The 24,290-nt window shown below is 64.7% G+C and carries 18 protein-coding genes; 15 read left to right on the top strand and 3 right to left on the bottom strand.

The genetic code is table 11. The annotated features are described in order from the left end of the window. The 14 genes from murG to QQK95_RS10680 all read left to right on the top strand — a co-directional run bounded on the left by murG (position 1) and on the right by QQK95_RS10680 (position 17,257). Positions 1–1,128: an undecaprenyldiphospho-muramoylpentapeptide beta-N-acetylglucosaminyltransferase gene (gene murG, locus QQK95_RS10745; protein WP_284272070.1), complete on the top strand. Its 1,128-nt coding sequence runs from the start codon at positions 1–3 to the stop codon at positions 1,126–1,128. Beyond that, entirely contained in the window at positions 1,125–2,525 is a 1,401-nt protein-coding gene (murC, locus tag QQK95_RS10740; protein ID WP_284272068.1) for a UDP-N-acetylmuramate--L-alanine ligase, read from the top strand. The genes murG and murC overlap by 4 nt, the downstream gene beginning before the upstream one ends. After that, positions 2,522–3,487, top strand: a complete 966-nt coding sequence (gene murB / locus QQK95_RS10735; RefSeq protein WP_284272066.1) for a UDP-N-acetylmuramate dehydrogenase — start codon at positions 2,522–2,524, stop codon at positions 3,485–3,487. Before murC ends, murB begins: the two co-directional genes overlap by 4 nt. Positions 3,488–3,927: 440 nt before the next feature. Then, positions 3,928–4,854, top strand: a complete 927-nt coding sequence (locus QQK95_RS10730; RefSeq protein WP_284272064.1) for a D-alanine--D-alanine ligase — start codon at positions 3,928–3,930, stop codon at positions 4,852–4,854. Beyond that, on the top strand, positions 4,842–5,783 hold the full coding sequence (locus QQK95_RS10725; protein ID WP_284272062.1) for a cell division protein FtsQ/DivIB: 942 nt from the start codon (positions 4,842–4,844) through the stop codon (positions 5,781–5,783). Before QQK95_RS10730 ends, QQK95_RS10725 begins: the two co-directional genes overlap by 13 nt. Next, on the top strand, positions 5,780–7,087 hold the full coding sequence (ftsA, locus tag QQK95_RS10720; RefSeq protein WP_064988167.1) for a cell division protein FtsA: 1,308 nt from the start codon (positions 5,780–5,782) through the stop codon (positions 7,085–7,087). The genes QQK95_RS10725 and ftsA overlap by 4 nt, the downstream gene beginning before the upstream one ends. Before the next feature lie 66 nt (positions 7,088–7,153). Next, positions 7,154–8,833, top strand: coding sequence for a cell division protein FtsZ (gene ftsZ / locus QQK95_RS10715; RefSeq protein WP_284272057.1), 1,680 nt, complete (start codon positions 7,154–7,156; stop codon positions 8,831–8,833). Between the two features lie 279 nt (positions 8,834–9,112). Next, positions 9,113–10,063 carry a UDP-3-O-acyl-N-acetylglucosamine deacetylase gene (lpxC, locus tag QQK95_RS10710; protein WP_284272055.1) on the top strand — a complete coding sequence of 317 codons (951 nt, stop codon included), beginning with the start codon at positions 9,113–9,115 and terminating at the stop codon, positions 10,061–10,063. 264 nt (positions 10,064–10,327) lie between these two features. Then, positions 10,328–11,197 carry an outer membrane protein assembly factor BamD gene (locus QQK95_RS10705; protein WP_284272052.1) on the top strand — a complete coding sequence of 290 codons (870 nt, stop codon included), beginning with the start codon at positions 10,328–10,330 and terminating at the stop codon, positions 11,195–11,197. A 218-nt stretch (positions 11,198–11,415) separates the two neighbouring features. After that, positions 11,416–13,089 carry a DNA repair protein RecN gene (gene recN, locus QQK95_RS10700; protein WP_284272050.1) on the top strand — a complete coding sequence of 558 codons (1,674 nt, stop codon included), beginning with the start codon at positions 11,416–11,418 and terminating at the stop codon, positions 13,087–13,089. Between the two features lie 141 nt (positions 13,090–13,230). Continuing rightward, positions 13,231–15,435, top strand: a complete 2,205-nt coding sequence (gene ligA / locus QQK95_RS10695) for an NAD-dependent DNA ligase LigA (protein WP_284272049.1) — start codon at positions 13,231–13,233, stop codon at positions 15,433–15,435. Beyond that, positions 15,432–16,121 (top strand): DUF2461 domain-containing protein, encoded by a 690-nt coding sequence (locus QQK95_RS10690; RefSeq protein WP_284272047.1) that lies wholly within the window; start codon positions 15,432–15,434, stop codon positions 16,119–16,121. The genes ligA and QQK95_RS10690 overlap by 4 nt, the downstream gene beginning before the upstream one ends. 114 nt (positions 16,122–16,235) lie before the next feature. Further along, on the top strand, positions 16,236–16,964 hold the full coding sequence (locus QQK95_RS10685) for an AzlC family ABC transporter permease (protein WP_284272045.1): 729 nt from the start codon (positions 16,236–16,238) through the stop codon (positions 16,962–16,964). Next, positions 16,961–17,257, top strand: coding sequence for an AzlD family protein (locus QQK95_RS10680; RefSeq protein ID WP_284272044.1), 297 nt, complete (start codon positions 16,961–16,963; stop codon positions 17,255–17,257). Before QQK95_RS10685 ends, QQK95_RS10680 begins: the two co-directional genes overlap by 4 nt. Positions 17,258–17,294: 37 nt before the next feature. Here the strand turns inward: QQK95_RS10680 and QQK95_RS10675 are convergent, their stop codons facing one another. Beyond that, positions 17,295–19,139, bottom strand: a complete 1,845-nt coding sequence (locus tag QQK95_RS10675; RefSeq protein ID WP_284272042.1) for an aminopeptidase P family protein — start codon at positions 19,137–19,139, stop codon at positions 17,295–17,297. A gap of 751 nt (positions 19,140–19,890) precedes the next feature. On the opposite strand from QQK95_RS10675, the gene QQK95_RS10670 reads away from it, so the two are divergent. Continuing rightward, on the top strand, positions 19,891–22,785 hold the full coding sequence (locus QQK95_RS10670; RefSeq protein WP_284272040.1) for an autotransporter outer membrane beta-barrel domain-containing protein: 2,895 nt from the start codon (positions 19,891–19,893) through the stop codon (positions 22,783–22,785). A gap of 40 nt (positions 22,786–22,825) precedes the next feature. Here QQK95_RS10670 and QQK95_RS10665 read toward each other — a convergent pair whose 3' ends face one another. Then, positions 22,826–23,698, bottom strand: coding sequence for a 50S ribosomal protein L11 methyltransferase (locus QQK95_RS10665; RefSeq protein ID WP_284272038.1), 873 nt, complete (start codon positions 23,696–23,698; stop codon positions 22,826–22,828). An 11-nt stretch (positions 23,699–23,709) separates the two neighbouring features. Further along, on the bottom strand, positions 23,710–24,288 hold the full coding sequence (locus tag QQK95_RS10660) for an SCO family protein (RefSeq protein WP_284272036.1): 579 nt from the start codon (positions 24,286–24,288) through the stop codon (positions 23,710–23,712). Between the last annotated feature and the right edge of the window lie 2 nt (positions 24,289–24,290).

Raw genomic sequence — 24,290 nt, 5'->3', positions numbered from 1 at the left:
ATGGCGAGGGGTGTCATCCTTCTCGCGGCGGGCGGAACCGGCGGACATCTGTTTCCGGCCGAGGCGCTGGCGCATGAACTCATCGAGCGCGGCTGGACGGTGCATCTGGCGACCGACGATCGCGCCGAGCGATTTGCCGGCCATTTCCCGGCTGCCGCCATCCATCCGATCCAGTCGGCGACGATGGGCTCGAAAAATCCGATTGCCGTGCTTGGCGCCTTCTGGAAGATCTGGCGCGGCGTGCGTCAGGCCTCGGCCATTATCGGCCGGATCAAGCCGGATGCGGTGGTCGGTTTTGGCGGCTATCCGACCCTGCCGCCGCTTTATGCGGCGACGCGGCGCAAGGTGCCGACGCTGATCCATGAGCAGAACGCGGTGATGGGGCGCGCCAACCGGGCGCTGGCCGGCCGCGTCGATGCCATCGCCGGCGGCTTCCTGCCGCAGGATACGAGCGCCATCGGTGAAAAGACGGTGACGACAGGCAATCCGGTCAGGCCGGCGGTGCTGGAAGCGGCCAGGACGCCTTACGTGGCGTCGGCCGGGGAGGAGCCGTTCCGCCTGCTGGTGTTCGGCGGCAGCCAGGGTGCGCAGTTCTTTTCCGATGCCATGCCGGGGGCCATCGCGCTGCTTTCGCATGCACAGCGCAAGCGGCTGGTGATCACGCAGCAGGCACGCGCGGATGACGTGGCGCGGGTTAAGGCGGCCTATGCCGCGCTTGGCGTCGCCGTCGAGGTCTCGCCCTTCTTCACCGACATGGCGGCGCGCATGGCGGCGGCGCATCTGGTGATCTCGCGCTCCGGCGCCTCGACCGTCTCGGAGATTGCCGTCATCGGCCGGCCGGCGCTGCTGGTGCCCTATCCCTATGCGCTTGACCACGACCAGGCGGCGAACGCGGCAGCCCTCGCCGCTGCCGGCGGCGGCGAGGTGCACCCGCAATCGACGCTGTCGCCCGAGCGCATCGCGGCCCTCATTGGCGGACTGATGGACATGCCTGAGCGGCTGGCGGCGATGGCCGCGGGCGCGAAATCGGCCGGCAGGCCGGACGCGGCACGGTTGCTCGCCGATCTCACAGAGGCTATTGCGTCCCAAAAAGCCGTTTCGGATTTCAGGAAGGGGACGCAAGCATGAAGATGCCGCAGACCATCGGCCTCGTGCATTTCATCGGTATTGGCGGCATCGGCATGAGCGGCATCGCCGAGGTGCTGCACAATCTCGGCTACAAGGTGCAAGGGTCCGACCAGGCCGAAAGCGCCAATGTGCAGCGGCTGCGCGACAAGGGCATCGAATGCTTCGTCGGCCACAAGGCCGAGAATCTCGGCGATGCCGAGGTGGTGGTCGTCTCGACGGCGATCAAGAAGACCAATCCGGAGCTGAAGGCCGCGCGCGAAAAGCTGCTGCCGATCGTGCGCCGCGCCGAGATGCTGGCCGAGCTGATGCGCTTTCGCCAGGCGGTGGCGATCGGCGGCACGCATGGCAAGACGACGACGACCTCGATGGTGGCGACCTTGCTGGAGGCCGGCGGGCTCGATCCGACCGTCATCAATGGTGGCATCATCAACGCCTATGGCACCAATGCCCGCATGGGGGACGGCGAGTGGATGGTGGTCGAGGCCGACGAGAGCGACGGCACGTTCCTCAAGCTGCCGGCGGAAATCGCTGTCGTCACCAACATCGATCCCGAGCATCTCGACCACTATGGCAGCTTCGACAAGGTGCGCGAGGCCTTCCGCCAGTTCGTCGAGAATGTGCCGTTCTACGGATTCGGCGTGATGTGCACCGACCATCCGGAAGTGCAGGCGCTGGTCGGCCGCATCGAGGACCGCCGCGTCATCACCTATGGCGAGAACGCGCAGGCCGATGTGCGCTTCACCAACCACCGCATGGCGGGCGCCACATCCGAGTTCGACGTGGTGATCCGCGACCGCAAGACCGGCAGCCAGAGCACGATTTCAGGCCTGCGCCTGCCGATGCCCGGCCGCCACAATGTCTCGAACGCGACCGCGGCCATCGCCGTCGCGCATGAGCTCGGCCTGTCCGCCGAGGCGATCAAGAAGGGCCTGTCGTCCTTCGCCGGCGTCAAGCGCCGCTTCACCCATACCGGGTCCTGGAACGGCGTCGATGTGTTCGACGATTACGGTCACCATCCGGTCGAGATCTCGGCGGTGCTGAAGGCGGCGCGCAGCGCCACCAAGGGGCGCGTCATCGCCATTGCCCAGCCGCACCGCTTCACCCGGCTGCACGATCTGTTCAACGAGTTCTCCGCCTGCTTCAACGACGCCGACACGGTGATGGTGGCGCCGGTCTATGCTGCCGGCGAAGACCCGATCGACGGCGTCACCTCCGATGAGCTGGTGTCGCGCATCCGCGCCGGCGGGCATCGCGACGCGCGCTACATAGAAGGGCCAACAGCGATCGCGCCGATCATTCGCGACCTGGCCAAGCCCGGCGACTTCGTCGTCTTTCTCGGCGCCGGCAACATCACCCAATGGGCCTATGCTCTGCCAAAGGAGCTTGCCGCCTCATGATGCACGGCCAGGCCCTGATCGACAAACTCGGCGACCGGCTCGCCGGCCTGCGCGGCCGTCTCACGCCGAACGCCGAGATGGACAAGATCACCTGGTTCCGCGCCGGCGGCCTGGCCGAGGTGCTGTTCCAGCCGGCCGACGAAGAAGACCTTGCCGCGTTCCTGCGCGCGGTCCCCGAAGAAATACCCCTGACCATTGTCGGCGTCGGCTCGAACCTTCTGGTCAGGGACGGCGGCATTCCAGGCTTCGTCATCCGGCTTTCGGCCAAGGGCTTTGGCGAGGCCGAAATCGTTTCGCCGATCAGGATCAAGGCGGGCGCCGCCACGCCCGACAAGCGCATCGCGGCCCTGGCTCTGGAAGGCGGCATTGGCGGCTTCCATTTCTACCACGGCATTCCGGGCGCCATCGGTGGGGCGCTGAGGATGAATGCCGGCGCCAATGGCGTCGAGACGCGCGAGCGCGTCGTCGAGGTACGCGCGCTCGACCGCAAGGGCAATGTCCAGACATTGAGCAATGCCGAGATGGGCTATGCCTATCGCCATTCGTCCGCCCCTGCCGGGCTGATCTTCACCTCGGCTGTGTTCGAAGGCTTTGCCGAGGACAAGGCCACGATCAAGGCGGCGATGGACGCGGTGCAGAATCACCGCGAGACCGTGCAGCCGATCCGCGAGAAGACCGGCGGCTCGACCTTCAAGAATCCCGAAGGCACGTCAGCCTGGAAAGAGATCGACAAGGCGGGTTGCCGCGGCCTGATGATCGGCGGCGCGCAGATGTCGCCGATGCACTGCAATTTCATGATCAACACCGGCACCGCGACCGGCTACGACCTCGAATATCTCGGCGAGACGGTGCGCGCGCGGGTGCTCGAGCATTCGGGCATCCGGCTGCAGTGGGAGATCAAGCGCATCGGCAATTTCCGACCCGGCCACGCCGTGCAGGAGTTTCTCGGCCAGCTCCTCTAGCTACGCTGATATTCAGGTGATGCCGGCCTGTAAACGACGGCCTTCTCCGCTTCCGGTGCTCACGGACCCGAATGTCCGCTCCGGTTCTCGAAGGCCATCGTTTTCGACTCGGCCTGACCTGAATCTCAACGCACCTTCGCTGTTCATGAAGTTCATGTGATGCATGAACTTCCACGCGATCCCGGAACGCGCAAAACCGTTGCTCCAGGGACTCACCGGCACGGTTTTCGCAGCCATTTTCTCAGAAAGTGAATCTCTCGGAATCATAAGCACTTGCCAGTGAATCAACTCTCTGATTCTCTGCTCAAAAGCGTTTCCTGATTTGAGTCGTTCGACGCGTTACCCGCGTTTTCCGTCTGGGGGGCAACCTGCCGGGAGACTCGGACTCAATGTTGCGGAAATCTTGGTTTTTGGTCCGCCGTGAGAGGGGATGACGGGGAATGAAAAGCAAGCATGTGGCCGTCCTGCTGGGAGGTTTTTCGTCCGAGCGGCCCGTGTCCCTGTCCTCCGGAAAGGCCTGTGCCGATGCGCTGGAGAGTGAGGGTTATCAGGTCACCCGCGTCGATGTCGGGCGCGATGTCGGTTCGGTGCTTGCCGAGCTCAAGCCTGACGTCGCCTTCAATGCGCTGCACGGCCCGTTCGGCGAGGATGGCACCATTCAGGGCATCCTCGAATATCTCGGCATTCCCTATACCCATTCCGGCGTGCTCGCCTCGGCGCTCGCCATGAACAAGGAGCAGGCGAAGAAGATCGTCAAAACGGTCGGCGTTCCCGTCGCCGAATCGAAGGTCGCCAATCGCTTCGCCATCCAGAACAAGCACCCGATGAAGCCGCCCTATGTGATCAAGCCGGTCAACGAGGGGTCGAGCTTCGGCGTCGTCATTGTGTCGGAAGGACAGTCGCATCCGCCACAGGTCGTCGGGTCGTCCGAATGGAAATATGGCGATACCGTCATGGTCGAGCGCTACATCCACGGGCGCGAGCTGACCTGCGCCGTCATGGGCGATGTGGCGCTCGGCGTCTGCGAGATCATCCCGACCGGCCATTCCTTCTACGATTACGATTCAAAATATGTCGCGGGCGGATCAAAACACGAATGCCCCGCAAAAGTTTCACCGAATATTTACCAAAAAATACAGACACTGGCGCTCAAGGCTCACCAAGCTGTCGGCTGTCGGGGCGTTTCCCGGTCGGACTTCCGTTATGACGATCGTCACTCCGAAAATGGCGAAGTTGTATGGCTCGAGGTCAACACTCAGCCGGGCATGACGCCGACGTCTCTGGTGCCTGAAATCGCGGCCCATGCCGGGCATTCGTTTGGTGAGTTGTTGAGTTGGATGGTGGAGGACGCTTCGTGTCTGCGTTGAAATGGGGGCAAGGCAAGGGGAAGGGCGCGGCCGGGCCGTCGCTGTTCGGCTTGTCGTTGTCATCAGGCCATTTCGTGCTGCCGCGCGTGCTTCGCCGCCCGGTGCGCATCCTGGCGCGCCTGGGCGATGGTGAATTCGAGGCGCCGCGCTTCTCCGCCGCGATGATGTCGGCGGTGCTGCTCGCTTCAAGCGGCGCCTATGGTGCCTATCTCGGTGGCCATGCCGACGGCATCATCCAGAGCATCACCGCCCGCACCGGCTTTGCCGTCGATCAGGTCAAGGTGGTCGGCAACCGCCAGACCTCCGAGATCGACATTCTCGACAGGCTCGAACTCGACGGCTGGACCTCGCTGATCGGCTTCGACGCCGAGGCCGCGCGCGAGCGCATCTCCGGCCTGCCGTGGATCGAAATGGCGGCGGTGCGCAAGGTCTATCCGCATACGCTGGAAGTGCGCGTCGAGGAGCGCGAGGCTTTCGCGCTCTGGCAGCAGGGCAATGATCTCTCGGTCATCGAGAAGGATGGCGCGGTCATAGCGCCGTTCTCCGGCGGCAAGCAGGTGCTGCTGCCGCTGCTGATCGGCGAGGGCGCGCCGGCCAAGGCGCCTGACTTCCTGGCCAAGGTCGAAAAATACCCCGACCTGGCGACCCGCGTGAAAGGCTATATCCGCGTTGGCGACCGGCGCTGGGACCTGAAGCTGGACAACGGCATCACCGTCAAGCTGCCCGAGGACGAGGAAGACCAGGCGCTCGCCGAACTGGTCAAGATGGATAAGGACAAGGGGCTTTTGTCGCGCGACATCGCTGCTGTCGACATGCGCCTGACCGACCGGCTGGTCGTGGAACTGGCGCCCGAAGCGGCGACGCAGCGCGAGGCCGCGCTCAACGAGAAGCCGAAGACCCTCAAGCGCACCTCGGAGAAGAAAATATGAGCTGGCTTGGCGGTTCAGGCGATGCCTCGTCGCGCCGGTCCGGCACTCTGACAGTGCTGGATGTCGGCTCGAACAAGGTCTGCTGCATGGTGGCCAAGCTCAAGCCGAATGATGACGGCAAGCTGTTGCGCGGCCGCTCGCACCGGATCCAGGTGATCGGCATCGGCCATCAGAAGTCGCAGGGCGTGAAGTCGGGCGTGGTCGTCGATCTCGACCGGGCCGAGCATGCCATCCGCCTGTCCGTCGACGCCGCCGAGCGCATGGCGGGGCTGACGGTCGATTCGCTCATCGTCAACATGACCGCCGGCCGGCTAAAGAGCGAGAGCTTCTCGGCGACCATCAACCTTGGCGGCCACGAGGCAGACGAGGCCGACATCAAGCGCGTGCTCGGCGCCGGCGCCAAGCAGGCGCTCAAGGCCGAGCGCGAGGTGATCCATTCGCTGCCGGTCGGCTTCTCGCTCGATGCCGAGCGCGGCGTGCGCGATCCGCGCGGCATGGTCGGCGATGCGCTTGGCGTCGACATGCATGTGCTGACGGGTGACGCAGCACCCATGCGCAACCTCGAACTCTCCATCAACCGTTCGCATTTGTCGGTCGAGCGCATGGTGGCGACGCCCTATGCCAGCGGACTGGCGGCTCTGGTCGACGACGAGCTGGAGCTGGGCGCCGCCTGCATCGACATGGGCGGTGGCACGACGACGATCTCGGTGTTTTCGGAAGGCAAGTTCGTCCATGGCGATGCGATCGCGATCGGCGGCAACCACGTCACGCTCGACATGGCCAAGGGGCTCTCGACCTCGCTCGACGCCGCCGAGCGGCTGAAGGTGATGCATGGTTCGGCGCTGCCGGGCAGCGCGGACGACCGCGACCTGGTCTCGATCCAGCCGATCGGCGACGATGGCGACGTGCCGCTGCAGATCCCGCGTTCGGTGATGACGCGCATCGTGCGCGCCCGCATCGACGAGACACTCGAATTGCTGCGCGACCGGCTGAACAAGTCCGGCTACGGCAACGCGGTCGGCAAGCGCGTCGTGCTCACCGGCGGCGCCAGCCAGCTGGCCGGCCTGCCGGAGGCGGCGCGCCGCATCCTGGGGCGCAACGTGCGCATCGGCCGCCCGCTCGGCGTGGCGGGCCTGCCCGAAGCGGCAAAGGGGCCGGCCTTCTCGGCCGCCGTCGGGCTTCTGATCTATCCGCAGATGGCGAGTTTCGAGAGCCATCCTGCAAAAGGCATTTCCGGTCTCAGGATGACCGGAACGGGTGGAAAACTGCATCGCATGAGTCAGTGGTTGAGAGACAGTTTCTAATTGACGGGGACAGCCCCATAGGCGGCCGCGGCGGCGAAGCGGCGTGAAAGGCAAAGGACGGAGACAATGACCATCAATCTGCAAAAGCCGGACATCACCGAGCTTAAGCCGCGCATCACCGTGTTCGGTGTCGGCGGCGGCGGCGGCAATGCCGTGAACAACATGATCACCGCGGGTCTGCGCGGTGTCGAGTTCGTCGTGGCCAACACCGACGCGCAGGCGCTGACCATGTCGAAGGCCGACCGGCTGATCCAGCTCGGCGCGCATGTCACCGAGGGCCTCGGCGCCGGCTCGCAGCCTGAAGTCGGCCGCGCGGCGGCGGAAGAGTGCATCGACGAGATCATCGATCACCTGTCCAACACCCATATGTGCTTCGTCACCGCCGGCATGGGCGGCGGCACCGGCACGGGTGCTGCTCCGGTCGTTGCCCGCGCCGCGCGCGAGAAGGGCATCCTCACCGTCGGCGTCGTCACCAAGCCGTTCCACTTCGAAGGCCAGCGCCGCATGAAGACGGCCGATTTGGGCATCGAGGAACTGCAGAAGTGCGTCGACACCCTCATCGTCATCCCCAACCAGAACCTGTTCCGGCTGGCCAATGACAAGACCACCTTCGCCGACGCCTTCGCCATGGCCGACCAGGTGCTCTATTCCGGTGTCGCCTGCATCACCGACCTGATGGTCAAGGAAGGCCTGATCAACCTCGACTTCGCTGACGTGCGTTCGGTCATGCGCGAGATGGGCAAGGCGATGATGGGCACAGGCGAGGCTTCGGGCGAGGGCCGCGCAATGGCCGCCGCCGAAGCGGCGATCGCCAACCCGCTGCTCGACGAGACCTCGATGAAGGGGGCCAAGGGCCTGCTGATCTCGATCACCGGCGGCCGCGACCTGACCCTGTTCGAGGTCGACGAAGCGGCGACCCGTATCCGCGAGGAAGTCGATCAGGACGCCAACATCATCCTCGGCGCCACCTTCGACGAGGAACTCGAAGGCGTCATCCGCGTCTCGGTGGTCGCTACCGGCATCGACAAATCGGCCGCTGAAATCGCCGCGGCGCCGATCTCCATCCGTACGGCACCGCCGAAGCCGGCCGCCCGTCCGGCCGTGGCCGCCGTGGAGAGCCGCCCGGCACCGGTCCAGCAGCCCGTCTATGAACCGCGCGCCGCGGACCCGGTCGCCGAGGCCATCCAGCTCGCCGAGGCGAACGCCGCCGCCATGGCGCAGGCCCGTCCGGCTCCTGTCGCCCATGCGGACGATTTCCGCCCGCAGAGCAAGATCTTCCAGGCGCCGCCGCAGCAGCCGATGCCGCAGCCGGTCGTCCAGCAGATGCAGCCGGCCCCGCAGCCGCGCGAAATGCTGCGTGAGGTCCAGCAGCCGGTGGCGATGGCGCCGCAGCGCATGCCGCGCGTCGAGGACTTTCCGCCGGTGGTGAAGGCCGAGGTCGATGCCAAGAGCCGTCCGGTGGACCACGAGAACAACAGCGGCCCGATGGGCCTGTTGAAGCGCCTGACCAATGGCCTGACCCGCCGCGAGGAGGAGCCTGCAAGGCTGCAGCCGGCGCAACCGCGCGAGCCCAAGCTGCGCCAGGCCGCCCCCGAAGTGCGCCGTCTCGCCAGCCAGGACGCCCAGCTCTACGCGCCGCGCCGCGGCCAGCTGGACGACCAGGGCCGCCTGACGCCGCAGACCCGGGCGACTCAGGACGACGATCAGCTGGAGATTCCGGCGTTCCTGCGCCGCCAGGCCAACTGAGCGGTTAACGGACTGTAACAATTGTTAACAGGCAAGCAAGGAATTGCTTGCCTGTTAACGTTTTAAGTGCTTTGGAATCAACTAGTTACGATGTGAAGCTTGCTCCGGTCCGCGGTTACAGAGGGTAAGAAACCGTGATTTGGAGTCTCCCTGGCGGGACATTATCTTCGCTGCCTACCATAGTCGGTCTGCCGGGATTTCGGGGAAGTGGCCCTGCCTGCCGATTTAACAAGAGCCGCGCCCTCGGGCTGGAGAAGCGGACTTAGGCATATCGGGCTTATGGGGATTGTCTTGCACGACTACCAGACGACAGTGAAGACGCGCGCGTCGCTTACAGGCACCGGCGTTCACAGCGGCAAAGAAGTTTCTGTCAGTTTCCTGCCGGCGGATGCCGACACCGGCATCGTGTTCCAGCTCATCAATGGCGAAGGGCAGGGCCGCGAGTTCCGCGCGCTGTTTTCGGAGATCGGCGCCACCGATCTGTGCACCATGCTTGGCGATCCCTCGGGCGAGCATATCGCCACGGTCGAGCACATCATGGCCGCGCTGTTCGGACTCGGCATCGACAATGTTCTCATCGAGATCGACGGCCACGAGGTTCCCATCCTCGATGGCAGCGCCATGGCCTTCGTGGAGGCCATCGACCAGGCGGGCATCGAGACGCTGCCGGTCAAGCGGCGCTATATCAGGGTCGTCAAGCCGGTTCGCATCGAGAACGGCGCTTCCTGGGCGGAGTTCAGGCCCTATGACGGCACCCGCTTCGAGGTCGAGATCGATTTCGAAAGCCCGGCCATCGGCCGCCAGCTCTTTGCGTCGGACATCAATGCCGACATCTTCCGCCGCGACATTGCGCGTGCCCGCACCTTCGGCTTCATGAAGGATGTCGAGCGGCTGTGGGCGGCCGGCTATGCGCTGGGATCCTCGCTGGAAAATTCGCTGGTGATCGGTGACGACAACCGCGTCATCAACATGGGCGGCCTGCGTTACCCCAACGAATTCGTGCGCCACAAGACGCTCGACGCCATGGGCGATCTGGCTCTGGCCGGAGCTCGCTTCATCGGCTGTTTCCGCTCCTATCGCGGCGGCCACAGGCTGAACGCAGCGGCGCTGCGGCGCCTGCTGTCGGACCGCACGGCCTTCGAGATCGTCGAGACGACACGCCGCGAGCGCGGCCGCGCGGCAGAGATGAGCGCCGTCAATGCGCCGCTCTACGCACCCTGGATGATCTGAACTCCGCAACGTTTTGGCGCCCTGTGGCGGGGTGCTAACTGTTGCAGGAATGCATCATCGGTCGGCGAAATCATGGGGATACCCTAGCGCCGCCTTGCCGCCACAAAAATGCGCCATTGCCCGGAGATAGCGTTGCCGGGCAAGGCGGTTATGGTTTATGGCTTCTGCCGTCGATTAGTGCATGTCGCTCAAAAGTGGGGACCAGTTTTGGGACAACAGCATGCAAGAGGCACTAAAATAACGCCGAAAGGGCGCAATCCAATCATGTTGTTCATGCGAGTCGGTCAATCGAAAGCGCCCAAGCGGTCTGTTCTCCTGGCGCTGTCGCTGGTTGTTCCATCGCTCTTTCTGTCGGCCTGCATGTCGTCGGAGAAAGATATCGACCTGTCGAAATATGTCGACCAGACCGAGCCGGCCGACGTCCTCTACAACCAGGGTCTCGCCAATATGAATGCCGGCCGCCTCGATGAGGCGAGCAAGAAGTTCGACGCCGTCGACCGCCAGCATCCCTATTCGGAATGGGCCCGCAAATCGATGGTGATGGGCGCTTTCGCCGACTATCGAAAGGGCAGCTACGACGAGGCGATCTCGTCGGCCAAGCGCTATCTGGCGCTTTATCCGTCCACCGACGACGCGCCTTACGCGCAGTACATTATCGGCCTGAGCTACTATCGCCAGATCAAGGACGTGACGCAGGATCAGAAGGAAGCACGCCAGACGCTGCAGACGATGCAGGATCTGGTCACGCGCTGGCCGACGTCGGAATATGTCGACGACGCCAAGGAGAAGATCCGCTTCGCCAACGACCAGCTCGCCGGCAAGGAAATGCAGATCGGCCGCTACTATCTGGAGCGCCGCGAGTACATCGCCGCCGTCAAGCGCTTCCGCACCGTGGTGGAGAACTATTCCAACACGCGTCATGTCGAGGAAGCGTTGGCACGCCTCACCGAAACTTATTACGCCATGGGGCTGACCTCGGAAGCCCAGACGGCCGCCGCGGTGCTCGGCACCAACTATCCCGACAGCCCGTGGTACAAGGATTCCTACAAGCTCCTGCAGAGCAACGGGCTTTCGCCGCGCGAGAATGCCGGATCGTGGATTTCCAAGGCCGGGAAGCTGATCACCGGCGCCTGATCTTGTCAGGCGCAAGCGTGCGTGGCCGCTTTTCGGATTGATCCGATGCTGAAACAAAAAGATAGTGCGGCGCTGCGACTCCAATCGGTCGCGCACCGCTCCACGGCGGTTCAGTGGTTTGATTGAAGCGCTGAGCCGTCCCAACTTTTTGTTCTACGCAATTCCGATGGGAAAAACGCTACGCACTTTTCCTGGAATTGCCTGAGGTCCGGGTTCTGATGCTTTCCAGACTGTCGATCCGCGATATCGTCCTGATCGAGAAGCTGGATATCGACTTCCAGCCGGGCCTTTCCGTGCTGACGGGTGAAACCGGTGCCGGCAAATCCATCCTGCTCGATGCCTTGTCGCTGGCGCTCGGCGCGCGCGGCGACGCCTCTCTGGTGCGCCATGGCGCGGCACAGGGCCAGGTCATTGCCGTGTTCGATGTGCCGCGCAACCACCCGGTGCGCGCGCTGCTCGTCGAAAACGCCATCGAGGATGACGGCGACATCATCCTGCGCCGCGTGCAGACGGCGGACGGTCGTACCCGCGTGTTCGTCAACGACCAGCCATCCAGCGTGACCCTGATGCGCGATGTCGGGCGCGCTTTGGTCGAGATCCACGGCCAGCATGACGAGCGCGCCTTGGTCGACCCGGGCGCCCACCGCGACGTGCTCGACGCTTTCGGCGGCCATCTCGGCGCGGTTCGCTCGACCGGCGAGGCGTGGCGCCACTGGCGCGCCTGCGAGCAGGAGCTTACGCGCCACCGCGCCAAGGTGGCGGCGGCGGCGCGCGAGGCCGACTATCTGCGTGCCGCGGTGGCGGAACTGACCAAGCTCGATCCGCAGCCCGGCGAGGAAACGGAACTTGCCGAATTGCGCGCCCATATGATGCGCGCGGAGAAGATCGCTTCCGAAATCCATGATTCCCAGGACGTGCTGTCCGGCCCGTCCTCGCCCTTGCCGCAGCTCGCCAGCCTGCTGAGGCGGCTGCAGCGCAAGGCGACGGAGGCGCCCGGCCTGCTCGAGGACGTGGTCAAGTCGCTGGACGAAGCCATGCTGTCGCTCGACGCGGCGCAATCCGGTGTCGAGGCGGCACTTCGTGCCACGGAGTATGACCCGCAGCGGCTGGAGAAAGCAGAGGAGCGGCTGTTTTCGCTGCGCGCCGCCTCGCGCAAGCATAGCGTCGCCGTCGACGATCTGGCGCAGCTGCGCGACACGATGGTTGCCGATCTCGCCGATCTCGACGCCGGCGAGGAACGCCTGCACGGGCTGGAAAAGCAGGCCGCGGCGGCACGCGAGGCCTATGACATCGCCGCCGCGCAGCTTTCCTCGCTTCGCCACGCGGCGGCCGTTGGCCTGACCAAGGCCGTGATGGCCGAATTGCCGGCGCTGAAGCTCGAACGCGCCGCCTTCATCGTCGAGATGAAGAGCGAGGCCGAGACCCGCATGGAAGAGGGCATCGACCAGATCGAGTTCTGGGTGCGCACCAATCCCGGAACGCGGCCCGGCCCGATGATGAAGGTGGCCTCCGGCGGCGAGCTGTCACGCTTCCTTTTGGCGCTGAAGGTGGCGCTGGCCGACCGTGGCTCGGCGCCGACGCTGGTCTTCGACGAAATCGACACCGGCGTGGGCGGCGCCGTGGCGGACGCCATCGGCCAAAGGCTGGCGCGGCTGTCGAAGCGCGTGCAGGTGCTGTCGGTCACCCATGCGCCGCAGGTCGCGGCGCGCGCGGCAACGCATTTCCTGATCTCAAAATCGGGCAGCACCGACCGTGTTGCGACCGGCATTGCCGAGATGGACAGGACCGCTCGGCAGGAAGAGATCGCCCGCATGCTGGCCGGCGCCACGATCACCGACGAGGCACGCGCCGCCGCCGAAAGGCTGCTGCGCGAGAATACAAACGCGGCATAAGACTATCCAGTGGGCAGGATATGGCAGCGAGTCAGGATATGGCTCCATCCTGCTGTTCAGGAATGATCTTTTCCGAAAACCGGTTCCCACATTTCGGGATCATGCTCTATTGTGGCGCGCCACCGTTCGGGGGAGAAAAGCATGGCTGAAAAACCTGTCGATTCGCTCAGCGAAAGCGAGGCTGAAGCCGAGCTGAAACGCTTGGCGCAGGAGATCGCCGAGCACGATCGGCGCTACCATACCGAGGACGCGCCGACAATCTCGGACGCCGCCTATGATGCGCTGACGCGGCGCAACCTTGCCATCGAGGAGCGTTTTCCCGGCCTGGTGCGCGAGGATTCGCCGTCGCGCAGGGTCGGCGCGCCGCCGGCGGAAGGTTTCGCCAAAGTGCGCCATGCCGTGCCGATGCTCAGCCTCGCCAAGGCCTATACGGACGAGGACGTTGCTGATTTCATCGAGCGCGGCCGCCGCTTCTTCGATCGCGACAAGGACCTCGATATCGCCTTCACCGCCGAACCGAAGATCGACGGGCTGTCGGCCTCGCTGCGCTATGAGAAGGGCGTGTTCGTGCAGGGTGCGACGCGCGGCGACGGCGCCGTCGGCGAGGACATCACCGCCAATCTCAGGACCATCGCCGATATTCCCGCGAAGCTGAAAGGCTCGGGCTGGCCGGATGTCATCGAGATACGCGGCGAGGTCTACATGACCTATGCGGAGTTCGAGGCGCTGAAGGCGCGCTCGGCGGCGGCCGGCGGCCAGGATTACGTCAATCCGCGCAACACGGCGGCAGGCTCGCTGCGCCAGAAGGACGCCTCCGTCACCGCCAGCCGCAATCTCAAATTCTTCGCCTATGCCTGGGGCTTCACGACTGCGGATCCGGCGCCGACCCAGTACGAATCGGTGCAAAAATTCGCCGCCTGGGGATTCAAGATCAGCCCTTTGATGGTGCGTGCGAAGTCGGTCGAGGAACTGGTCGCGCACTACCATCTGATCGAGGAGCAGCGCTCCTCGCTCGGCTATGACATCGATGGGGTGGTCTACAAGGTCGACCAGCTGGAACTGCAGCGCCGCTGGGGTTTCGTCACCGGTGAGCCGCGCTGGGCGATTGCCCACAAATTCCCGGCCGAGCAGGCAATGACGACCGTGCAGAAGATCGACATCCAGGTCGGCCGCACCGGCACGCTGGCGCCGGTTGCAAGGCTTGCGCCCGTAACTGTCGGCGGCGTCGTGGTCGAGAACGTCACGCTGCACAATGAGGATTACATCAAGGGGTTCGATAGCAACGGCCTGCCGATCCGTGACGGCATCGACGTGCGCATCGGCGACACGGTGGTGATCCAGCGGGCAGGCGACGTCATTCCGCAGATCGTCAGTGTCGTCATCGACAAGCGTCCGGCCGATGCCGTGCCTTACGAATTCCCGCATACCTGTCCGGTCTGCGGCTCGCCGGCGACGCGCGAGATCAACGAGAAGACCGGCAAGGAAGATTCCCGCCGGCGCTGCACCGGCGAACTGATCTGCCCAGCCCAAGCTGTGGAGGGGCTTCGCCATTTCGTGTCGCGCGGCGCCCTCGATATCGAGGGGCTGGGCGCCGAAAATATCGACACCTTCTTCAATGCCGGGCTGATCAAGACGGCCGCCGATATTTTTACGCTGAGGGACCGCCGCCCCGCCGTCACAAAGGCGCTGGCCGAGCGGCGCGAGGAGCAGGCCAGGCAGCGCGAGGCGGCGTCCGGCAAGACGCGCAAGAATGTGCGCAGTGTCGAGGATCGCAACTATGAGGGCCTCGACAAGCTGTTCGCGGCCATCGATTCGCGCCGCGAGCCGGAACTCGACCGCTTCATCTTCGCGCTCGGCATCCGCCATATCGGCGAGACGACGGCGGCTGTGCTCGCCAAGACATTCTCCACCATCGAGGAGCTGATCCGCGTCGGCAAGGAAACGGCGGCGGCGGAGGATCCGCACACCGTCTTCCCCTCGGTCAACGGCATCGGTGACACGGTGATCGATGCGCTGCGCGATTTCTTCGGCAATGAGCGCAATGACGATGTGCTCGACAAACTGCTCGAACAGGTCAAGCCGAAGCCCTATGTCGTCACCGTCTCGGCCGACAGCGAGGTCGCCGGCAAGACCATCGTCTTCACCGGCACGCTGGAGAAGATGACGCGCTCGGAAGCCAAGGCGATGGCCGAACGGCTCGGCGCCAAGGTGGCCGGGTCGGTTTCAGCCAAGACCGATCTGCTGGTGGCCGGACCCGGCGCCGGCTCCAAGCTCAAGCTTGCCGGCGAACTCGGCGTCGAAGTCATCGACGAGGACACCTGGCTGCAACGGGTCGGCAAGGCGTGACCGCGTTCAAAGGCTTCGGTCCAAAGGCCATTCCATTCCTCAAGGCGCTGGATTTCCACCAGAGCCGGGAGTGGTTTCTGGAGAACCGCGAGCTGTTCGAACAGGAACTGCGCGATCCCCTTGGCGATCTCGTCGACACGCTGACACAGCGCTTTTCAGAAGCGGGGCTCGGTTTGCGCGGCGACCGCAAGAAGTCACTGTTTCGCATCAATCGCGACGTGCGCTTCGCCAAGGACAAACGGCCCTACAACCGGCATGTCTCGGCGATCCTGTCGCCCGATGGCAGCAAGGCGGTGCAGGGCGTGTTCTACATCCATATCGGGCTTGAGGGCTGCTTTGCAGGCGTCGCCTGGTGGCAGCCGGAGGCCGCGCTGTTGCTGGCGATGCGGCGCGCCATCGAGACATGGCCAGACAGGTTTCGCGCCATGGTGAAGGCGTTGAAGAAGAACGGCCTCGAGCTGAGCGCCGAAGACGCCATGAAACGCACGCCGCGCGGCTTCGAGCATGTCACGGACAAGGACCTCGTGGCCGCCATCCGCAACCGGCATTTTGCCGTCCGCCACTCCATCGATCCGGCCGGCATCCACGGGCCGGAGCTGGTCGAGGAACTCGTCGATTTCACCATGCGCGCCAAGCCGCTGCTCGACTGGGGCAGGGCGATCGAGGGCAAAATCGCGAAGGACTAAGTTCCATCTCGAGCCCCGCAACGATCATTTCCGCTGATCGTTTGGCTCAAGCGAATTCGTGTGACAAGGCGGGCTGCACTACCTACATCGACGGTTTCGACCCTGGAGCGATCGATGGCGACGGACGTAATTTCCGAGAGCGGCGGCAGAAGCGACTTCTGGCAAGGCGTGCGGCTCTCCATGCCTGTCGTGGTGGCGTCGGCGCCGTTCGCCGTGCTGTTCGGGGCGCTCGCCGTCGACAACGGGTTCTCGGTCCTCGAAGCCTTCCTGATGAGTGCGCTGGTCTATGGCGGCGCCAGCCAGATGGTCGGTATCCAGCTGTTCGGCCAGCATGTCGCGCCGTGGCTGATCGTGCTGTCGATCTTCGCCGTCAACTTCCGCCACGTGCTCTACTCCGCCGGCATCGGCCGGCGCATCGCGCACTGGCCTGTCATCCAACAGGCGCTCGGCTATTTCATCCTCACCGATCCGCAGTTCGCAGTGGCGGAGGCGAGGGCGGCGTCCGGCCGGACGGTCGGCTTCGCCTGGTATCTGGGGCTTGGCCTGCCGGTCTATGTGTTCTGGGTGATCGAAAGCGGGCTGGGTGCGGTGTTCGGCAAGCTCATCCCCGACACGCATGCGCTGGGCATCGATTTCCTGTTGCCGATCTATTTCCTCGGCCTCGTCATGGGCTTCCGCAAGCGGCCTCTGTGGCTGCCGGTGGTTATCGCCAGTGCGTGCGCCTCGATCGTCGCCTACAAGACGGTCGGCTCGCCCTGGCATGTCTCGATCGGCGCCATTGCCGGCGTGCTGCTCGCCGTCATCCTGCCACCGCACCATAGCGGCGTGGAGACGAGGCCATGAGCACGACTTTCTGGATCATCATCGCCGGCGCGGTCGCCACCTATCTCACGCGCATCGGCGGGCATCTGGTCATCTCCCGCTTCGAGAACATCCACCCGCGCGTGGAGGCCGGCCTCAACGCCGTGCCTGCGGCGGTGCTGACGACGCTGGTGGCGCCGGAGCTGCTGAATGCCGGACCGGCGGAATGGGCGGCATTGGTCGTCACCGCAGCGGTGTCGCTGCGCGGCGGGCTGATGTCGATGTTCTTGGCCGGGGCTGCGGTGCTGATCCTGGCGCGGCAGTTCGTCGGATAAGGGCAGCGTCAGCCTTCCAAGCTGAATATCTACGGCATCAAATCTTCGCGTCGTGCGGCAGCGGTGCCGTCGCCTTTTCCAGCCAGGCCAGGGTTTCGCCGTCGAGCATCGGTCCGATCTCGGCCAGAACCCGGGCGTGATAGGTGTCGAGCCAATGCAGCTCCTCGCGCGTCAAAAGGTCTGATCGCACCAGCCTGATGTCGATCGGGGCGAGCGTCAGCGTCTCGAAGCCGTGCATGGCGATGTCGCCGCCCTCGATCTGCTCGGCCGGCGTCACCAGGATGAGGTTCTCGATGCGGATGCCGTAGGCGCCTTCCTTGTAGTAGCCGGGCTCGTTGGACAGCATCATGCCTTCGAGCAGCTTTTCGGTGCCGGTGCGGGCAATGCGCTGCGGACCTTCATGCACCGCGAGATATGAGCCGACGCCATGGCCGGTGCCATGGGCGAAATCGCAACCATGCTTCCACAGCGCCATGCGGGCGATGGCGTCGATCTCCGAGCCGCGCGTGCCGGCTGGGAAGCGCAGCGTTGAAATGCCGATCATGCCTTTCAACACCAGCGTGAAGCGTTCGCGCATCTCCTCGGTCGGCTGGCCGATCGGCACTGTGCGGGTGATATCGGTGGTGCCGTCCTGATACTGCGCGCCGGAATCGAGCAGGAACAACTCGCCCGCCTGCAGCTTGCGGCTGGTGGCGCGCGACACGCGGTAATGCATGATGGCGCCGTTCGGGCCGGCGCCGGAAATGGTGTCGAAGGACACGTCGCGCAGCGGCATTTGCGTTTCCTCGCCGGTCTGCCGGCGGCTCTCCTCCAGCCTGGTGACGACCGCAATCTCGTCAAGCGAGCCGGGTTTCTGCCGCTCCAGCCAGCACAGAAGCTTGGCCACCGCCGCACCGTCTCGGCGATGCGCGGCGCGCGAGCCGTTGATCTCGGCCTGGTTCTTGGTGGCACGCGGGATGCGGGCAGGATCGGGTGCGGCAACCACCGTGCCGCCATTGTCCTCGACCAGCATGCGCAGCCGGTCGGCGGCCAGCACCGGGTCGAGCGCGATCTTGGCGCCGTCCTTGGCAAGCGCTGCGATCGCCGCCTCGAATTCGCCGGGCTCGTGCGGATCGGCAAGCTGCGTGAGATAGGCCGCGACCTGACGCGAGAATTTGCGCTTGTCCATGAACAACTGATGCGATCCGTCGGCGGCGAGGATGGCGAAGCCGAGCGCCAGCGGCGTGTGCGGCACGTCGCCGCCCCGGATGTTGAAGGCCCAGGCGATGGAGGAGGGGTCGGTCAGCACCACATGGGTGGCGCTATCCTTGCCGATCGCCGTCGCCAGCCGCGCCAGCTTGTCCTTGGCGAGTTCGCCGGCAAAGCCGATCGGGTGCAGCTCGACCGGCGTCACCGGCGCCGCGGGCTGGTCCTTCCAGATGATGTCGACCGGGTTTTTCTCGAGCGGCACCAGCACGGCGCCGGTCTTTTCGGCCGAGGCCTGCAGCGCCTTGACCTCACCGATCGTGTGCAGCCATGGATCGAAGCCCAGCCGCGCGCCCTTGCCGATATTGTCCTTGAGCCAGACGGCGGGCGGGTTGTCGACCAGGCTTTCGACCGAAAAGATGTCGAGATCGACCTCGCTGCGCACCTGCAACGTATAGCGCCCGTCGACGAAGATGAAGGCGCGGTCGCGCAGCACGATGGCGACGCCGGCCGAGCCGCTGAAGCCGGTCAGCCATTTCAGCCGCGCAGAACGATCGGCGACATATTCGCCCTGATGCTCGTCCGCGCGCGGGACGATGAAACCGTCGAGGCCATTGGCGGCCAGCCACTGGCGCAGCAGCGCCACGCGCGGCTTGCCAACCGAGGGGTCGCCGGCGGAATCGAAGGTCTGGAACATGATGGGCCTCCTGATGTCTGTGCGACCGTAGCCTATGGGTCCGGAAATCGGAATCGATTTCCGGTTGGCGCAACCTGCTACAGCGCTGGCTGGCTGACAACCAAATGGGGCTGGTCCAGCCGCGGCACGAAGGTTGGGTTGTCATTGCCTCCCGGACACGACCCGGCACTGCTGCCCTGTTCGTCGACACCCGGGATTGCGATCAGAAGAAGTCGGCAACGGCCGCTTTTTGAACGTGCGCCAATTCGCACGGCAAGCTGTCTGTTTCGGGTTTTCTTGTCTTGGCCGCAAGGGTTGGTCTTCTGGTCAAGATTGGTGTCGGGGAAGTTTCGGCACGCTGTTGAAAGCCATGATGCGGACCATTCGGTGAGGCTATGTCCTGAACCAGTCAGTCGGCAAAAGCCGGGCTTGCTTGCAGTCCGGCATCTGGCGTGGCCAATTGTTGATTGATGCAAATTCGCAACGGATTTGCTCTGTTTGCTTGTCCAGGCCCTGTATTGCTTGGTTCAGGTAATCTTTACGGCTTGCATTCACTTGTCTCTCGGCGACGGTTTTCGTAGCGTCGCCACGGGCTTCTAGGGTCGATTCAGCCAATGGATGGTCGGTCGAGGGGATTTACATGAGACATTCTGGTTCCGCAGCGCGTGCCAAAGGCGAAAGCGACGCGCGGCTTGCGGGCCCGCTTCTGTCGTCCACGTCCCTTCCGGCCTTGCTGCTAGCCGGGCTTGTTGCGGCCGCCATGACGCCGATCATGTCTGGCGCAGCCTCGGCCGAGGATTTCGTTCACGGCAGCGGCAATTGGGGTACCGCCGCGAACTGGACTCCCGCAACGGTTCCCAACGGCGTCGATGCGGTCGCGAACTTCAACCACGATGCGCCGGACCAGGGGCTCGGCTACAGCGTCGACCTGTCAGGCGGGCCCTACACGGTCGGCACGCTGAACTTGAATGCCACGAGCAGCTCCGGCGGCTACCGGTTTACAAACGGTGGCCTGAATTTCGCGGCCTCCGGGCAGGCCGCGATCAATGTGCAGACGAACAATGTCCTTCCCGATCTGGACGCCAGCGCCAGTTTCAATCTGGCCTCCGACACCGTTTTCAAGGTCGACGCCGGTGCTCATTTCACGGCGGATGGAGTGATCTCGGGCGCGGGCCTCACCAAGAGCGGTGATGGCTTGCTGACCTTGAATGGGGCAAACACCTACACCGGCGGCACCAACCTCTATGGCGGCACGCTCAGCCTCGGCAACAATATCGCGCTGGGAACAGGTCGGCTCTCCGCCTTCGGTGGAACGGTGATCGATATCCAGTCCGGTATTTCGATCGCCAACGATCTGCTCGTCAACGCCAGCCCGACCATTCACGTCGGTTCGGGAACGGCCACCTATACCGGCCTGATTTCGGACTATGACGAGGCCTCGGCAATCGTAAAGACCGGCGTCGGCACGCTTGTGCTGACCAACAACGGCAACAGTTTCGGTTTGGGCGCCCGGATCGAGCAGGGAACGGTCCAGGTCACCGCCGATCATGCTCTGGGCCTGGGTCCGATCACGCTCGACGGCGGCACGCTGCAGGCCGGTGCGAACCTCACCCTCGCCAATGGTTCGATCCTGTTCGGCGCCGCTGGCGGCACCATCGACACAAACGGCTTCGACGTCAGCACCTCCGCCAGCATGGGAGACGACAGCACGCCGAGCGGGACGTTCACCAAGACAGGAGCCGGAACGCTGACGGTGGACGGCTTTGCCGGCAATAACACCTATGCCACGGCCACCGACGTCGCCCAGGGCACGCTGAAGGCGGGCCTGAGCGCCAACGTTTTCAGCGCAAACAGCGCCTATACGATCGAAAGCGGCGCCACGCTCGATCTCAACAATTTCGACCAGGCGATCGGCTCGCTTGCCGGCGCGGGAACGGTCATTGCCGGGACGGGCAAGCTGACGACCGGAGGCAACAACGGCTCGACGGTGTTTTCGGGCGTCATCACCGGCAGCAACGGACTGATCAAGGACGGGACGGGAACTTTCGAGCTGTCAGGTTCGAGCCCGTTGTCGGGTGGGGTTGAGGTGAAAGCAGGCGCCTTGCTGGTCTCCGGCTCGGTTGGTAATGCGGGGGTTACAGTCGACAGCGGCGCCACACTCGGCGGCGGCGGCACGGTTGGCGCGCTCGATGCTGCCGGCACGGTCGCGCCCGGCAAAAACGCGATCGGCACGCTGACCGTCAATAACACCGCCAAGTTCGAGGCCGGCTCGACCTACGCGGTGGAACTCAATTCAGCTGGTCTTTCGGATCTGATCCACGTGTCCGGCGCGGCCACTATCGTCAGCGGCGCCGGCTTGACCGTGACCAACATAGGGCCGAGTGACCTTGTGGCGGGAGCCCGCTACACGGTGCTCGAAGCCGCCAGCGTCGGCGGTACCTTTACCCTGGTGGGCGATCCGCAGGTCTCGGCCTTCGTCAGGCTGAGCACCACGTCGGATGCGACGCGTGCCTATGTCGACGTCACCCAGACGAAGACCTTCAGCTCCGCGGGTGTGACACCGAACCAGATCGCCACCGGTAACGGGCTGGGCAGCGCAGCCGGCGGTGCCTTGGTCAGCGCGGTGCTTGCCTTGCCGAGCGATGCGGCGGCGCAGGCCGCTTTCGACCAGCTTTCGGGCGAAATCCATGCCTCGGCCAAGGGCATGCTTCTCCAGGACAGCCACTTGCTGCAGGACGCGGTGACGGCGCGCCTGAGTGCCGCCTTCGGCGACAGCGGCAAGACCGCCGCGCTGCCGGTCATGGCCTATGGCGAGGAGGGCGTTCAGCCCGTTGCCGCCGACACGGATCGCTTCGCCGTCTGGTCGCAGGGTTTTGGCTCCTGGGGCGGTGCCGACAGCGACGGCAATGCGGCCGCCTTCGACCGTTCGACGGGCGGCCTGCTGGTCGGCGCCGACGGCCTGGCCGGCGACTGGCGCGTCGGCGTGGTCGGCGGCTACAGCCGCACCAGCTTCGATGCCGACGACAGGCATTCTTCCGGCGACAGCGACAACTACCATCTGGGCCTTTATGGCGGGACCAATTGGGGCGCCATCGCCTTCCGCACCGGCGCCGCCTACACCTGGCACCGGATCTCGACATCGCGATCCGTCACTTTCCAGGGTTTTGCCGACAGTCTTTCGGCCGACTATGACGCCGCGACCGCGCAGGCCTTCGGTGAACTGGCCTACAAGACCGATGCGGGACCCTTTGCCTTCGAGCCCTTCGCCAATCTCGCTTATGTGAACCTGCACACGGACGGCTTCGCGGAGAACGGCGGCGCCGCGGCGCTGACCAGCAGCAGCTCGACGTCGGATGCGACCTTCACCACGCTCGGTGTCAGGGCCTCCACCGACATCGCCATTGGTGGCGTGGCGGCCACCGCGCGCGGCATGTTCGGCTGGCGTCATGCCTTCGGCGACGTGACGCCGCTGTCGACCGTCGCCTTTGCCGGCGGTAACGACTTCACCATCGCCGGCGTGCCGATCGCCAGGGATGCGATGCTGGTCGAAGCCGGCTTCGACGTGCAACTGGCGCGCAACGCCACCCTTGGCCTGTCCTATGCCGGACAGTTCGGGCCGGATGCCTTCGACAATGGCCTCAAGGCCAATCTGGGCATCAAATTCTAAGCGTTGGGACCGTCGAGGATCGGCAATCGCCTTGCCGTTCTTAGTGCTTGAGGTGGATCGTCACCCAGCCTTCGCGGTGCAAGGTGCGCACGTGCCGGAAATTCTGGCCGACATAGGCCGAGATGACGGCGTCGCGCTGGCGCTCGAGGATGCCTGACAGGACGATCGAGCCGCCAAGAGCGATGTGGCCGGCCATTTGCGGCGCCAGCCGCATCAGCGGCCGCGCCAATATGTTGGCGACGATCAGATCGAAGGGCGCACGCTTGCCGAAGATCGGATGGTGGAAGCCCGGTGCGGTGACCGTTTCGATAAGCGCCTTGACGTGATTGAGCCTCGCATTGGCGGCGGCGACCTTCACCGCCACCGGGTCGATGTCGGTGGCGAGCACCGGAATATGCGCGAGCTTGGCGACGGCGATGGCCAGCACGGCACTGCCGGTGCCGAGGTCGAGCGCATTGCGCGGGTGCTCGCGCCGCACCACTTTCTCCAGCATTTCCAGGCAGCCTGATGTGGTGCCGTGATGGCCGGTGCCGAAGGCAAGGCCGGCCTCGATCTCGATGGCGAGTTCGCCGCTGTGGCGCTTCCTGCGGTCATGCGCGCCGTGGACGAAGAAACGGCCGGCGCGTACCGGTTTCAGGCCTTCCAGCGAACGCGCCACCCAGTCGATGTCGGGCAGCACTTCGCGCTCGACCGGCTTCGACAGGGCAAGGCCGGCAAGAATGTCCTTCACCCGCGCCTCGACCGCGTCGACATCGCCATCGGCGTAGAGCGAGACCTCGTGGATGTCATGGTCCTCGTCGAGCTCGAGCACGGCGATCGGCAGGCCCTCATCCTCGAAGGCCAGCTCAAGCGCCGCGAAGATGCGCTCGGCCTCGATCTTGCCGGTGGTGAAATGAAGCCGCGTCTGGGTCATAGGGATTCTTATCAACCCTTGGCCGCGAGGCGCTTCAGCTTCTCCACGGCGGTGCTGGCGCTTTCGCCATAGGCGATCGTGCCGGCAAAGTCACCCTTGGCGTTGAGCAGCAGCACCGAGGCGGTGTGGTCCATCGTGTAGTCGCCGTCGCCGGTGTCGACCTTCTTCCAGTAGATGCCGAAGGACTTGGCCATCGCGTGGACCTTGTCCGGGTCGCCGGTGATGCCGGTGATGCGGTCGGAGAAATTGCTGACATAGGCGTTCATCACCGCCGGCGTGTCACGCTCCGGGTCGACCGAGACGAAATAGGCATGCAGGCTCTTGCCGTCGTCGCCGAGCGTCTTCAGCCAGCCGGAGAGCTCGAACAGCGTGGTCGGGCAGACTTCGGGGCAGTGGGTGAAGCCGAAGAAGACGACGCTGGGCTGCCCCCGGAAGGCGGCTTCGGTGATCGGTGCGCCTTTCTGGTCGACGAGAGTGAAGGGCGCGCCGAATGGTTCGCCGCCATAATGGCCGCGATACCAGTCGAAGGTCAGCCAGCCGATGCCGGCTGCCATCAGGACGAGAATGCCGACCAGGATAGAACGCATCATCA

This window comes from Mesorhizobium huakuii (assembly GCF_030160235.1).
GTDB classification, from domain to species: Bacteria; Pseudomonadota; Alphaproteobacteria; order Rhizobiales; family Rhizobiaceae; genus Mesorhizobium; species Mesorhizobium huakuii.
This window is presented reverse-complemented; position numbering and strand designations above follow the sequence as displayed.

Coding starts and splice junctions, on each gene's coding strand:
- murG (WP_284272070.1), top strand. CDS start 1: ATGGCGAGGGGTGTCATCCTTCTCGCGGCGGGCGGAACCGGCGGACAT.
- murC (WP_284272068.1), top strand. CDS start 1,125: ATGAAGATGCCGCAGACCATCGGCCTCGTGCATTTCATCGGTATTGGC.
- murB (WP_284272066.1), top strand. CDS start 2,522: ATGATGCACGGCCAGGCCCTGATCGACAAACTCGGCGACCGGCTCGCC.
- QQK95_RS10730 (WP_284272064.1), top strand. CDS start 3,928: ATGAAAAGCAAGCATGTGGCCGTCCTGCTGGGAGGTTTTTCGTCCGAG.
- ftsA (WP_064988167.1), top strand. CDS start 5,780: ATGAGCTGGCTTGGCGGTTCAGGCGATGCCTCGTCGCGCCGGTCCGGC.
- ftsZ (WP_284272057.1), top strand. CDS start 7,154: ATGACCATCAATCTGCAAAAGCCGGACATCACCGAGCTTAAGCCGCGC.
- lpxC (WP_284272055.1), top strand. CDS start 9,113: ATGGGGATTGTCTTGCACGACTACCAGACGACAGTGAAGACGCGCGCG.
- QQK95_RS10705 (WP_284272052.1), top strand. CDS start 10,328: ATGTTGTTCATGCGAGTCGGTCAATCGAAAGCGCCCAAGCGGTCTGTT.
- recN (WP_284272050.1), top strand. CDS start 11,416: ATGCTTTCCAGACTGTCGATCCGCGATATCGTCCTGATCGAGAAGCTG.
- ligA (WP_284272049.1), top strand. CDS start 13,231: ATGGCTGAAAAACCTGTCGATTCGCTCAGCGAAAGCGAGGCTGAAGCC.
- QQK95_RS10685 (WP_284272045.1), top strand. CDS start 16,236: ATGGCGACGGACGTAATTTCCGAGAGCGGCGGCAGAAGCGACTTCTGG.
- QQK95_RS10680 (WP_284272044.1), top strand. CDS start 16,961: ATGAGCACGACTTTCTGGATCATCATCGCCGGCGCGGTCGCCACCTAT.
- QQK95_RS10675 (WP_284272042.1), bottom strand. CDS start 19,139: ATGTTCCAGACCTTCGATTCCGCCGGCGACCCCTCGGTTGGCAAGCCG.
- QQK95_RS10670 (WP_284272040.1), top strand. CDS start 19,891: ATGTCTGGCGCAGCCTCGGCCGAGGATTTCGTTCACGGCAGCGGCAAT.
- QQK95_RS10665 (WP_284272038.1), bottom strand. CDS start 23,698: ATGACCCAGACGCGGCTTCATTTCACCACCGGCAAGATCGAGGCCGAG.
- QQK95_RS10660 (WP_284272036.1), bottom strand. CDS start 24,288: ATGATGCGTTCTATCCTGGTCGGCATTCTCGTCCTGATGGCAGCCGGC.